Genomic DNA, 12,165 nt, shown 5'->3' with positions numbered 1-12,165 from the left:
CAGGTGACAGAAGCCACCGGCGGAATGGTGCGGGTCCGCATCCTGGTCACCGCTGCGAACGCGGGAACGCTCTTCGACCTGCGCTGCCTGGTGCGCGAAGAGATGGTCGCCTGGGTGCGCCGCACGAATCCCGACGCCCTTCCGGTGCAGCGCGTCTTGGTCACGCAGCCTGCCGAGGAGACCGAAGCCGAGGGAACGAACACCGGCGCCGTGGAAGGTCTGTTCTCGGGGAGCGCGCAGGGAGAGGCCCGTGCCGCCCGGTACACCAACGCGATTCCGGTGCAGGATGACGGTCCCGACGAGGACTCGGAGGACGCCCGCAGCGGGTCGCCGAAGTAGGAGAAATCAGCAAGGTAGGACGATTCAGCCGCGAATCGGCCGACCTCGACGAAAAGTCCTACCTCGGTGCGGTCCTCAGCGCGGGCGTGCGCGGGCGAACGGATGCCGTCAGCGGCGTGAGCACAAACACGAAGCGCCCGTCCAGTGGACAGGCGCTTGGTGTGGCTGCCGCAACTTACTTCTTGTTGCGGCGCTGGTGGCGAGTCTTGCGAAGCAGCTTGCGGTGCTTCTTCTTCGCCATGCGCTTGCGGCGCTTCTTGATGACAGAACCCACGGAAAACCTCACAATGTCGGGGTCTGGGCGTCGAACGCGGCGTGCGTTCTCGCCCGGGAACGGGCATGAATGGAAAAATGCCTCGGATCAGTCTAGCCGACGTCGGCGATGGGCCGCTGAAGGGCGGCTGTCACCGCGGACTCCGGCACGCGATAGCTGCGTCCGAACCGAACAGCCGGCAGCTCGCCACTGTGCACCAGCCGGTAGACGGTCATCTTCGATACCCGCATCAGGTCGGCGACTTCCGCGACCGTCAGGAAGCGCACGTCTGGCAGCTCTGCCATGGCCTCCCCTTCCAATGCCCAGCCCGCCGGCATCACAAACCGGCGGTAGCGAACACTCTAGAGCCTGCGCGAGACGCGTGTAAACCGGTGTGACCCGTGTGACGTGAGTGGTTACCGGCCAGGAAGCTTCCGCCAGGCGTTGGTGACGGCGTACCGGGCGGATGCCGCGGCGCGGCCCACCGCCTCGGCCGCGTGCGCCGCCGACTCCGACAGCGCCGCCGGCAGCTCGATCTCGAGGTCATCTTCGGTCGTCAGGAACGGCACCAGCCAATCGTCGACTTCGTCGAGGGGTTCGGGTGACAGGCTGTAGTAGCGGTGCTGCCCTTCCTCCCGAACCGACACGAGGTGGGCATCCCGCAGCACCTTGAGGTGCTTGGAGACCGTGGGTTGGCTGACCCCGAGCTCGCTCACGATCTGGGACACACTCGTGCCCGAGTCGGACTCGGACTCGCGGTCGAGCAACAGCCGCAGGATGTCGCGCCGAGTACCGTCTGCGATCACGTCGAAGATGTCCGCCATGTGTTCAGGGTAGTCGCGTGCGCGCCCGGCAGTAGCATGAGGGAGCGATCCGGCCGACAGGGCCGCCGGGATAGCCACCGAGCGAGACACCAGGGAGGGTGGGGATGTCCGAAGGCGTACGTGCGACGCCGCATCCCCTGCGCACCCTCGGGCACCGCCTGTTCGAGCTGTTTCGCACCGTCGCACAGAACTCGCCGTCGCGGTTCGCGATCTTCGTGTTCGTGGGCCTGATCCTCATCTTCACGGGGCTCTTCTCGCTGCCGATCGCCTCGGCGACAGGTGAGGTCACAGCGTTCGCTGACGCCCTGTTCACAGCGGTCTCCACGATCTGCGTGACCGGGCTTTCCACAGTGAACATGGCCACACAGTGGTCTCCGTTCGGACACGTGGTGATCTTCATCGGCGTTCAGATCGGCGCGATGGGAGTCCTCACCCTGGCCTCGATCCTCGGGCTCGTGATCTCGCGGCGGCTCGGACTGCGCGCGAAACTGCTCGCCGCCGGTGACACGAACCCACTCCGCAGCCACGGCGGACCGGTCAACGAGAGCCAAACGGTGCGGCTGGGCGAGATCGGATCGCTGCTGCGGGTTGTCGCGCTGTCGACCCTGGTCATCGAACTCGTCGTCGCCATCCTGCTCTATCCCGGGATGCTTGCATCGGGCATCGAATGGAACGTTGCGCTCTGGGAGGCTCCGTTCTACGCGGCCATGGCGTTCACGAACACCGGCTTCACCCCCAACGTCGAGGGTGTCGGCGCATTCGCCGACAACTACTGGGTCCTCACCGTCCTGATGGGTGGGGTCTTCCTCGGATCGATCGGGTTTCCGGTCATCTTCGCGCTGCGCCGCGAGCTCTGGCACATCCGCCGGTGGCCCCTGCACACCAAGCTCACGCTGATCACGACGACGACGCTCTTCTTTCTGGGCGGATTCGTGTTCCTCGGCCTGGAGTTCAACAACCCGGCGACGCTCGGAAGCCTGGATGCCGCTGATACGACGATGCAGTCGTTCTTCCTCTCGGCCATGACCCGTTCAGGCGGGTTCGCGGTTCTCGACATGTCGGAGCTGAACGGCTCGAGCCAGATCGTGGCGATGATGCTGATGTTCGTCGGCGGCGGCTCCGCCTCCACGGCAGGCGGGATCAAGGTGACCACGCTGGCGGTCATTGCGCTGGCCGTATGGTCGGAAGCCAAGGGCCGCAGTTCGACCCAGGTGTTCCGCCGCCGCATCCCGAGCGACGTGCTGCGGGTCGCGCTGTCGGTTCTCGCGTGGGGATCGACGATCGTCGCCCTCTCGACGGTGATCATCCTGCAGATCACGAAGGCTGACGTCGCCTCCGTGCTCTTCGACGTCATCTCGGGCTTTGCAACGGTCGGCCTGTCGACCGGACTCACCGAACAGCTGCCCGACTCCGCGAAATACGTGTTGGCCGTGACGATCGTCATGGGGCGCGTTGGTACAGTGACACTCGCCGCGGCCGTGGCCGCGACATCCCGTTCGCAGCTGTATTCGCTGCCCGTGGAAAGGCCCATCGTTGGTTGAGCGCATCCGAAGCGACTCCCCCGTCCTCGTCATCGGGCTCGGACGGTTCGGCGCCGCCTGCGCCGGCGAGCTCGACCGTCTCGAGCGCGAGGTCCTCGCGATCGACGAGAGCCTCGAGCTCGTCCAGAAGTGGTCGGAGCGGGTCACACACACCGTGCAGGCAGATGCGCGCAACATCGACGCACTCAAGCAGATCGGCGCCCAGGAGTTTCAGGTGGCGGTCGTCGCCGTGGGTTCCTCGATCGAGGCGTCAGTGCTCATCACCGCTAACCTCGTCGACCTGAAGGTGCCGCAGATCTGGGCGAAAGCGGTATCCCAGTCGCACGGCAAGATCCTCGCTCGTGTGGGAGCGAACCACGTCATCTATCCCGAGCGGGAGGCCGGCGAGCGCGTCGCCCACCTCGTGAGCGGACGGATGCTGGACTTCATCCGTTTCGACGACGATTTCGTGCTCGCCAAGATGTACCCGCCGAAGTTCATCCGCGGCGTAGGTCTCAACGAGTCGGGAGTGCGCTCGAAGTACAACGTCACGGTGGTCGGCGTGAAGAGCCCCGGCAAGCCCTTCCGTTACGCGGAGGCGAACACGGTGGTGACCAACCACGACCTCATCATCGTGTCGGGCACGAACAGCGACATCGAGCGCTTCGCCGCCCTCGACCGCTAGACCTGCGCATCCGCACCAGAACACTGCGCGCCCGAGGACTTAGCGCAGCTGGGCGAAGGCCTCGACCCGGTCGGTCGGTCCGACGATCAGGATGCTGTCTCCGTGAGCGAGCACCGTCTCGTTGTCGGCGTTGAGCCACGTTTCCCCGGCGTGCTTGAAGGCGGTCACGGTTACGCCGTGCTTGCGACGAAGAACTGTCTGGCCGAGCGGGATGCCCACGATCAGATCGGGCGTCGTGATCTTGGCGAGTGAATAGCCCGGCTCGATTTCGAGGTAGTCCTTGGCGGCTCCGCGAACGAGGTGGGCCACGCGCCTGCCCATGTCCTTTTCGGGATAGATGACCCGGTGCACGCCGAGTTGCTCCAGGATGCGGCCGTGCTGGTCGTCAACGGCCTTGGCCCAGATCACCGGGACCTTGAGCTGGATGAGTAGGGATGCCGTGAGGATGGATGCCTTGAGGTCCTGACCGATCGCGATCACAACGCGATCGAACTCGTCGACGGCAAGCTGGCGCAGCACCTCCTCTTTGGTCGAGTCAGCACGCACGACCTGGGTGAGCTCACCGTTGTGGGATTGGACGAGATCCTCATCCGTGTCGATGCCGAGTACCTCGGTTCCGGCCGCCATCAGTTCCTTCGCGAGCGAGCTGCCGAAACGACCGAGGCCGATGACCGCCACCGAGTCTGCCTCGGCGATGCGGCGGGACGAATCGGCGAACAGAGCGAACCTAGCCAATTGCAGGCCTTTCCTTGGGGAGTTCGTACAGGATGCGCCGCTCGCGCAGCGCGAGCGCCGATCCGAGGGTGAGCGGGCCGAGGCGACCGAGGAACATGAGGATGATGAGGACGATATCGCCGCCGGGCGGGAGGTCGGCGGTGATCCCGGTACTGAGCCCCACCGTGGCGAAAGCGGAGATCGATTCGAAGAGGACCTCATCGAGGCCGTCGCCCGTCATGATCATGAGGGTGATGGTGCCGGTCATGACAGCACCGAGCGCGACGAGCACCACCGTGATCGCCTGCCGGTGCACGGCGCGCGAGAGGCGCTTGCCGAAGATGTTGACTGCCGCCTCGCCGCGCAGCTCGGTCCACATGATGAAGAACAACACCGCGAAGGTCGTCACCTTGATGCCACCCGCGGTGCCGGCAGGCCCGCCTCCGATGAACATCAAGACGTCCATCCCGAGCCAGGTCTCATCGTGCATCTGGCCGATGTCCACGGAGTTGAATCCGGCGGTGCGGGTTTGAACGGCGTGGAAGAACCCCATGAGGATGCGATCGGCCGGCGGGTAGGTGCCGAAGGTTCGGTCGTTGGACCATTCCAGCGCGGTGATGTAGACGGTCCCCGCCACGAGAAGGACGACGGTGCCCCACAGCATGATCCGCGTGTTCATGCTCCAGTGCAGGGGCTTTCGGAATTCCTTGCGCAGCTGCAGCAGAACGGGGAAGCCGAGACCCCCCAGGATCACGGCGCCGCAGATCGGCAGCACGATGAAAGGGTCAGCGGCGAACGGGATCAGATTGTCACTGTAGAGGGCGAATCCGGCGTTGTTGAACGATGAGACCGAGTGGAAAAGGGCGTGCCAGGCTGCCTCCCCGATTCCGTAGTCGTACTCGAACAGAAACCGCGGGAACAGGAACGCGAACACAACGGCTTCGATCGTCAGGGACATGAGCACGATCCCGCGGACCAGCCCCTTCACGTCCCGGGTCGAGAGGGCTCGCGCTTCGACCGCCGCCGTCATCCGCGCGCGCATGCTGAATCTCCGCGCGATGAGCAGTCCGACGAGCGAGGCGAAGATCATGATCCCGAGGCCACCCAGCTGGATGAGCAGCATGATCACGGCGAGGCCGAAGCCGCTCCAATGTGTGGCGGTGTCGAGGACGGTGAGTCCGGTCACACACACCGCTGAGGTGGCGGTGAACAGGGCGTCGACGATGCCCGTGGACCGGCCGTCAGCCGCCGAGAACGGCAGAAGCAGCAGAGCCGTGCCGGCAAGGATCGCACCGGCAAAGCCGAACACGATCGCTTGGGCCGGATGGGGTCGCCGCCAGCCTCGTCGCGTCGACGACGTCAACGCCGCGCGGGAAGTCACGAACGAGAAGCATACGCCGGTGCCACACCCGCCGCGCGGGATTGCCCCGGTACACCCGTTCTTGTCGGGACCGCCGTGTCAGGAAGCTCCGGCGGCGAGTTCCCGCGAGCGCACGAGCGCGGCATCCGTCGCCCGTCCGAAGAGCGCACCCAGGTCGGCATCCTGGAGCACGGCGATCGCCCGCTCTGTCGTGCCCTTCGGGCTGGTCACCTGGCGCCGCAACTCCCTCGGGTCCTCGCCGGATGCCTCCAGCAGCGCGCACGCGCCGATGAAGGTCTGTTCAACGAGCAGCCGCGCCTGGTCGGAAGAGAAGCCCTTGCTCTCGGCTGCACGGGCGAGTTCCTCGATGAGGAGGTACACGTACGCCGGCCCCGACCCTGAGATGGTGCCCAGCGCATCGATCTGCTCCTCGTCGAGGTCTACGACGACGCCGACGGTTTCGAACAGGGCACGCACTGTCGCGCGGTCCGCGTCGCTCGCGCGCGAGCCGACTGCGAGTCCCGTGACGGCCTGACCCACCAGTGCCGGCGTGTTCGGCATGGATCGCAGCACAGCAACCCCTTCGGGAAGAAGCGCCTCGTAGGTCGCTGTCGTCACCCCTGCCGCCAGACTCACGACGATCGCCCCGGGGCGCAGCGAGGGAGCGATCTCGCGGAGCAGGTCGGGGACCATCGCGGGCTTGACGCCGATGAGGATCACGTCGGCTTCGGCGGCCGACAGGCGGTTGCGCTCCGGGTACTCATCAAGCGCGTAGCTGCGGATACCCGGGATGTCGGAGAGGAGGGCGGCTTTCTGCCCCGAGCGGTTGGTCGCGATGACGCCTGCTGTGCCGGATGCGGCGACGCCGCGCGCGACCGCACCCCCCATCGAACCAGCTCCGAGGACGGCGACGACGAGAGAAGGTGTAGAGGAGGCCATGGCGTCATCCTAGGCGCGCACGTTCTGCCAATTTTCACGCTCGGCGTATCCCTCCCCGTGGTGAGAGCGAGCTATCGTCGGAGGAGTCGGCGCAACGTCCGCGTCCCACCGGCCTGGGTCACTCCCGAACCAGAGTCACTCGAGAACCAAGGATCCGATATGACCCTTTTCGACGGCATCGTCTCCCGCACGATCGAGACTCCCCGACTCGCCGTGAACATCCTGGAACGCAGCGGGGACGACCCCGCGACACCCACCGATCGAACCGTCGTGTTCGTGCACGGCAATGTGTCTTCGGCCCTGTTCTGGCAGGAGATCATGCAGGATCTGCCGTCTGACCTCCGCGTCATCGCCATCGATCTGCGCGGCTTCGGGGGCACCGAGAACCTGCCGGTGGATGCCACCCGCGGCGTCCGCGATTTCAGCGACGACGTCTTCGCGACGATGGAGGCTCTGGGTCTTCCGACCGCACACTTCGTGGGCTGGTCGATGGGCGGCGGGGTCGTGATGCAATACGCGCTAGACCACCCTGTCCTCAGTCTCACGCTGCAGGCCCCGGTCTCGCCCTACGGCTTCGGCGGCACCCGCCGCGATGGCAGCCGCCTGACCGACGACGACGCCGGCACCGGCGGCGGAGGGGGCAACCCGGACTTCGTCGAGCGGCTCAACGCGGGCGACACGAGCGACGAGGCACAGACCTCGCCCCGCAGCGTCTTCCGCTCGGGCTACGTCGCCCCCGGGTACAGCAGCGAGAACGAGGATGTCTGGGTTGCCTCGATGCTCACGACATCCACGGCATCCGGCAACTACCCCGGCGACGGCGTGCCGAGCGAGAACTGGCCCGGCTTCGCCGCTGGAACCGTGGGCGTTCTCAACACGATGGCACCGAAGTACTTCAACACCGCGTCGATCGTGGAGCTCGAACCCAAACCGCCGATCCTCTGGGTGCACGGCACCGCTGACGCCATCGTGTCGGATGCCTCGTTCTACGACCTCAACCACCTCGGCGCTCTCGGCATCATCCCGGGATGGCCCGGGGAGGATGTCGCCCCCGCCCAACAGATGGTCTCGCAGACCCGGGACGTGCTCGAGGCTTACGCCGCAGCCGGCGGCCACGTCGAAGAGCTGAGCCTGGAGGGCGTGGGCCACTCGCCCCACCTGGAGCGTCCGGTGGAGTTCCGCCATGCACTGCTGCAGGTCATCGGCTACATCGGGCAGCCCCCGACCTCGCTCCCTGCAACCGAGACGATCATCCTGCGCTCGGCCGACTGAGCCGCGCTAACCCGACACCGAGCGGGCCTAGACTCCCGCTCATGAGTGCATCGGGCGGCAATCGCGCCATCATTGCGGCGTTCCTCGCGAACATGGGGATCGCCCTGTCGAAGTTCGCGGCGTGGTTCTTCTCGGGATCGGCCTCGATGCTCGCCGAAGCGATCCACTCGGTAGCCGATTCGGGCAACCAACTCTTGCTCCTGCTCGGGGGTCGCCAGTCCCGACGAGCAGCCGACGCCGAGCATCCGTTCGGCTACGGCCGCGAGCGCTACGTGTACGCCTTCGTCGTCTCGATCATCCTGTTCTCGGTCGGTGGACTCTTCTCGATCTACGAAGGCGTCGACAAGCTCACGCATCCCCACGAACTCGAGAACGTCTGGCTGCCCGTTCTCGTTCTGTTCATCGCAATCGGCCTCGAGTCGTACTCGCTGCGCACGGCGATTCACGAGAGCAACCTCGTGCGCACCAAGGGGCAGTCCTGGGTCTCGTTCGTTCGCCATGCGAAGGCTCCGGAGCTGCCGGTCGTGCTGCTCGAGGACGTGGCGGCATTGACCGGCCTCGTCTTCGCCCTCTTCGGAGTCGGGATGTCATGGCTGACCGGCAATCCGGTCTACGACGCCATCGGCACGCTCATGATCGGCACGCTCCTGATCCTGGTCGCTGTCACGCTCGGCATCGAGACGAAGAGCCTGCTCGTCGGCGAAGGCGCCACGCGCGCGGATCGAGACCGCATCGTCACCGCGATCGAGGGCGGCGACGAGATCGAACGGCTCATCCACCTGAAAACCCTCTACCTCGGCCCCGATGAACTCATGGTCGCGGGCAAGCTCGGGTTCGCCTCCGACAAGACGCTCGGCGAGGTAACTGCCGACATCGACGCTATTGAGGCTCGGATCCGCGACGTCGTCCCGATCGCTCGGGTGATCTACCTCGAGCCCGACATCTACCATGCCCCGACCGAAACCGACACGGATGCCGGGACGGCAGGGGTGTCCGCATCCGACGCGAACGACGCCCGCCGTTGAGAAAGGACACCATGGAGTACTGCGTCTTCACCGAACCACAACAGGGCTTCTCGTATGCGCAGCAGCTGGCGAGCGCCCAGGCCACAGAGCGGCTCGGATTCGCCGGGTGGTTCCGCTCCGACCACTACCTCGCGATGGGCGCCGGCGACCCGCTTCCCGGCCCGACGGATGCCTGGACTACCCTTGCTGGGCTCGCTCGGGAGACCGAGAGGGTACGCCTGGGCACGCTCGTCTCGCCGGTGACCTTCCGTCACCCCGGCATCCTCGCCATTCAGGTCGCACAGGTCGACGAGATGTCGGGAGGCCGCGCCGAGCTCGGACTCGGAGCCGGATGGTTCGAGCGCGAGCACGAGGCCTACGGCATCCCGTTCCCACCGAGGCGCTTCGACCTGTTCGAAGAGCAACTCGAGGTGATGACCGGCCTGTGGGCAACAGCCGAGGGGCAGACGTTCGACCACCAGGGCACCGCCTACCGTCTGACCCAGTCGCCGGCACTTCCCAAGCCCGTGCAACCGCAGGTGCCCGTGATCATCGGCGGTGGCGGGCAACGGCGCACCCCCGCCCTGGCCGCACGGTTCGCCACCGAGTTCAACATCGGTTTCCAACCCGAGGATAAGGTTGCCGACGCGTTCGAACGCGTGCGTCAGGCGTGCGTCGACGCCGGGCGGCAGCCGGATTCACTCAAGCTCTCGGTGGCACTTCCCACCGTGGTCGGCCGCGACGACGCCACTCTCGACCGACGTCTGGCCGCGATCGGCCGGGAGAGGGACGGCAACGAGGGCGCGGCGATGTTCTTCGGCGGTGCGGAAGAGATCATCCCGAAAGTCGAGCGCCTTGCCGCACTGGGGGCAAGCCGCATCTACTTCCAGCAGGTCGATCTGACCGACCTCGACCAGCTCGACGAGCTCGGAACCGAGATCCTCCCTCACCTGCCCCGCTAGCCTCGCCCGCGCCCACCGTCGCGAACTGCTCAAAGAACGGTCTGCTTCGGGCGAGCCCGACCAAAATTGAGGAGTTAGCGACGCCGAAGCCGGGTCAGGAGTCGCGGCGAACGGCGAAGAAGTCGCGCAGCACGGATGCCGCCGCATCAGCCTCGACCCCCGCGACCACTTCAGCGCGCACCGGCAGCCGGCGATCCCGCACGACGTCGTAGAGCGAGCCGGCAGCTCCCGCCTTGTCGTCCCATGCGCCGAAGACCAGCCGGGAGACATGCGCCTGGAGCAGGGCTCCAGCACACATGAGACACGGCTCGAGCGTCACCACGAGGGTGTATCCCTCGAGGTTCCAGGACCCGCGTGCCCGGGCTGCAGCGCGCAACGCGACGACCTCGGCATGAGCTGTCGGATCGGTCGTCGCCTCGCGGCGATTTCGACCCTCCCCGATGATCGCCCCGGTCTCGTCGATGACCACCGCACCGACCGGAACCTCGCCCGTGTGCCCGGCCTCCCGGGCCAGCTCGAGCGCGCGGCCCATCGCGGAGCGGTCGGTGTCAGCGTGGGTCACGCCACGAGCCTAGGACTACTCTGAGGCGTATGCGCTTGCACGTCGCCGATCACCCGCTCATCACGCACAAGCTCACCGTCCTCCGGGACGAGCGCACACCCTCCCCGGTCTTCCGGCAATTGACCGAAGAGCTTGTGACTCTGCTGGCCTACGAAGCGACCCGCAACGTCCGGGTGTCCGAGATCAGCATCCGAACCCCCGTGACCGAGACGACCGGTGTGAAGATCAGCGAGCCGCGCCCGATCGTCGTTCCGATCCTGCGCGCGGGCCTGGGGATGCTCGACGGGATGGTGAAGCTCCTCCCCACCGCTGAAGTCGGGTTCCTCGGCATGGTGCGCAACGAAGAGACCCTGGAGCCCACGACATACGCCGAGCGCCTGCCGGCTGATCTGAGCGACCGGCAGTGCTTCGTGCTGGACCCGATGCTCGCGACCGGCGGCTCCCTGGGGATGGCTATCGATTTCCTCTTCGACCGCGGCGCCCAGGACGTCACCGCGATCTGCCTGCTCGGAGCCCCTGAAGGGGTGGCAGCGATCGAGAAGCAGGTCGACGGTCGAGATGTGACGCTTGTGCTCGGCGCCGTGGACGAGCGTCTCAACGAGCGCGGTTACATCGTGCCGGGCCTCGGCGACGCCGGCGACCGCCTCTACGGCACGGTCTGATAGCCCCGGACAGTACCGTGGTGGGCGGGGCGATGCGCCCCTAAAGCCACTTGCGCGCGCGGAAGATCGCGTACAGACCGCCCGCAAAGGCGAGCATCATCCCGATCGCCATGGGGTAACCCCACGGCCAGTGAAGCTCGGGCATGTCGTCGAAGTTCATCCCGTAGATGCCGGCGATAAGACTCGGCGCGAAGATGATCGCCGCCCATCCCGAGATCTTCTTGACCTGCTCGTCCTGACGCATCGATACTTCGGTGTGGTGACGGGCGACGAGCGCCGAGTGAACCGTCAGTGCCTTGTCGAGCAGCGCTTGCGACGCCTGCACCCGCTCGCTCACCCGGGTGACATTGTCGAGGACGTCCCGCATATGGCGTCGCAGTTCCAGATCGACGTCGAACTTCTCGTAGCCCCGCCGCAGGCGCTCGATCATTCCGATCAGCGGGTGGACCGCTCGGCCGAACGCGGCGGCCTCACCGTATAGCTCGTAGATGCGCCGGGAGAGAAACTCGTCGTTGGCGTCTCCGAAGAGCTGGTCTTCGATCTCATCGATGTCGTTCTCGATTCCCGCGATGACCGGCTCATAGTCATCGACGACCCGGTCGAGGACCGCGTAGAGAACCGCCTCTGACCCAAGCCGTAGCAGCTCGGGTGTGCTCTCGAGGCGCTGCCGCACTGCGGCAAGGTCGGGAGACTCGGCGAGGCGGATGCTGATCACGAAGCCGTGTCCCACGAAGAGGTGAACCTCGCCGAACTCCACCCGTTCTCGAGCGTCGTCGTAGCGGGCGGGCCGCAGCACGACGAACAGCGTGCGGTCGTATCGTTCCACTTTCGCCCGCTGGTGCCCTGTCGAGCCGTCCTCCACCGCGAGCGGGTGGAGGTCGAACTCTCGCGACACCGAGTCCCACTCTTCGGGCGTGGGGCGGTACAGCCCGATCCAGGCGAAGCCATGGAGCTCTTGCCTCAGCCGGTATGCCTCCTCCAGCGATGTCGGGCTCTCGACCCGAACCCCGTCGACATAGATGGCGTTGTCGATGACCGGCATGATGTACTCCCGAGATCCGAGGCGCGA

Annotated in this window: 14 protein-coding genes and 1 pseudogene; 7 read left to right on the top strand and 8 right to left on the bottom strand. The window is 66.2% G+C overall.

Annotated features, from left to right (window positions below; all coding sequences use genetic code 11):
* Window positions 1–339 (top strand): annotated as a pseudogene (locus B3587_RS06650) (mechanosensitive ion channel family protein); the annotation flags it as partial.
* A 175-nt stretch (window positions 340–514) separates the two neighbouring features.
* Here B3587_RS06650 and B3587_RS06645 read toward each other — a convergent pair.
* The 3 genes from B3587_RS06645 to B3587_RS06635 all read right to left on the bottom strand — a co-directional run bounded on the left by B3587_RS06645 (window position 515) and on the right by B3587_RS06635 (window position 1,416).
* On the bottom strand, window positions 515–613 hold the full coding sequence (locus B3587_RS06645) for a 30S ribosomal protein bS22 (RefSeq protein ID WP_003792170.1): 99 nt from the start codon (window positions 611–613) through the stop codon (window positions 515–517).
* Window positions 614–705: 92 nt separating this feature from the next.
* On the bottom strand, window positions 706–897 hold the full coding sequence (locus B3587_RS06640; RefSeq protein WP_195692293.1) for a helix-turn-helix domain-containing protein: 192 nt from the start codon (window positions 895–897) through the stop codon (window positions 706–708).
* 111 nt (window positions 898–1,008) lie between these two features.
* The gene (locus B3587_RS06635; protein ID WP_228177858.1) at window positions 1,009–1,416 is read right to left on the bottom strand and encodes an ArsR/SmtB family transcription factor; all 408 of its coding nucleotides are present in this window, start codon (window positions 1,414–1,416) and stop codon (window positions 1,009–1,011) included.
* 104 nt (window positions 1,417–1,520) lie between these two features.
* Here B3587_RS06635 and B3587_RS06630 point away from each other — a divergent pair, with 104 nt between their 5' ends.
* Together B3587_RS06630 and B3587_RS06625 are read left to right on the top strand one after the other, a co-directional pair.
* Window positions 1,521–2,957 carry a TrkH family potassium uptake protein gene (locus B3587_RS06630; protein ID WP_228177857.1) on the top strand — a complete coding sequence of 479 codons (1,437 nt, stop codon included), beginning with the start codon at window positions 1,521–1,523 and terminating at the stop codon, window positions 2,955–2,957.
* Window positions 2,950–3,621, top strand: coding sequence for a potassium channel family protein (locus B3587_RS06625; protein WP_195692296.1), 672 nt, complete (start codon window positions 2,950–2,952; stop codon window positions 3,619–3,621). The genes B3587_RS06630 and B3587_RS06625 overlap by 8 nt, the downstream gene beginning before the upstream one ends.
* A gap of 39 nt (window positions 3,622–3,660) precedes the next feature.
* Here the strand turns inward: B3587_RS06625 and B3587_RS06620 are convergent, their stop codons facing one another.
* The 3 genes from B3587_RS06620 to proC form a co-directional block, all read right to left on the bottom strand.
* Window positions 3,661–4,356: a potassium channel family protein gene (locus B3587_RS06620; RefSeq protein WP_228177856.1), complete on the bottom strand. Its 696-nt coding sequence runs from the start codon at window positions 4,354–4,356 to the stop codon at window positions 3,661–3,663.
* Complete coding sequence (locus B3587_RS06615; protein WP_292727340.1) at window positions 4,349–5,716, bottom strand: TrkH family potassium uptake protein; 1,368 nt, start codon at window positions 5,714–5,716, stop codon at window positions 4,349–4,351. The genes B3587_RS06620 and B3587_RS06615 overlap by 8 nt, the downstream gene beginning before the upstream one ends.
* Window positions 5,717–5,794: 78 nt before the next feature.
* A complete protein-coding gene (proC, locus tag B3587_RS06610) occupies window positions 5,795–6,634 on the bottom strand; it encodes a pyrroline-5-carboxylate reductase (protein WP_292727338.1) in 840 nt (279 codons plus the stop codon).
* Window positions 6,635–6,793: 159 nt separating this feature from the next.
* Between proC and B3587_RS06605 the strand changes: the two genes are divergently transcribed.
* Genes B3587_RS06605 through B3587_RS06595 form a run of 3 tightly spaced genes read left to right on the top strand, consistent with a single transcriptional unit; the run spans window position 6,794 to window position 9,872 of the window.
* Window positions 6,794–7,906: an alpha/beta fold hydrolase gene (locus B3587_RS06605; RefSeq protein WP_228177851.1), complete on the top strand. Its 1,113-nt coding sequence runs from the start codon at window positions 6,794–6,796 to the stop codon at window positions 7,904–7,906.
* A gap of 41 nt (window positions 7,907–7,947) precedes the next feature.
* Window positions 7,948–8,931, top strand: a complete 984-nt coding sequence (locus tag B3587_RS06600) for a cation diffusion facilitator family transporter (protein WP_228177850.1) — start codon at window positions 7,948–7,950, stop codon at window positions 8,929–8,931.
* A gap of 11 nt (window positions 8,932–8,942) precedes the next feature.
* Complete coding sequence (locus B3587_RS06595) at window positions 8,943–9,872, top strand: LLM class F420-dependent oxidoreductase (RefSeq protein WP_228177849.1); 930 nt, start codon at window positions 8,943–8,945, stop codon at window positions 9,870–9,872.
* 94 nt (window positions 9,873–9,966) lie between these two features.
* On the opposite strand, the gene B3587_RS06590 is transcribed toward B3587_RS06595, so the two are convergent.
* Window positions 9,967–10,434 (bottom strand): nucleoside deaminase, encoded by a 468-nt coding sequence (locus tag B3587_RS06590; RefSeq protein WP_292727334.1) that lies wholly within the window; start codon window positions 10,432–10,434, stop codon window positions 9,967–9,969.
* A 29-nt stretch (window positions 10,435–10,463) separates the two neighbouring features.
* Between B3587_RS06590 and upp the strand changes: the two genes are divergently transcribed.
* Window positions 10,464–11,096: a uracil phosphoribosyltransferase gene (gene upp, locus B3587_RS06585; RefSeq protein ID WP_228177848.1), complete on the top strand. Its 633-nt coding sequence runs from the start codon at window positions 10,464–10,466 to the stop codon at window positions 11,094–11,096.
* Window positions 11,097–11,136: 40 nt separating this feature from the next.
* On the opposite strand, the gene B3587_RS06580 is transcribed toward upp, so the two are convergent.
* On the bottom strand, window positions 11,137–12,138 hold the full coding sequence (locus B3587_RS06580; RefSeq protein WP_228177847.1) for a magnesium and cobalt transport protein CorA: 1,002 nt from the start codon (window positions 12,136–12,138) through the stop codon (window positions 11,137–11,139).
* Window positions 12,139–12,165: the final 27 nt, after the last annotated feature.

Origin of the sequence: Microbacterium sp. UBA837 (assembly GCF_002296025.1) — a bacterium.
Taxonomy (GTDB): Bacteria; Actinomycetota; Actinomycetes; order Actinomycetales; family Microbacteriaceae; genus Microbacterium.
Note: the sequence above shows the minus strand (reverse complement) of the source record. Positions and strands in the feature narration are given on the sequence as shown.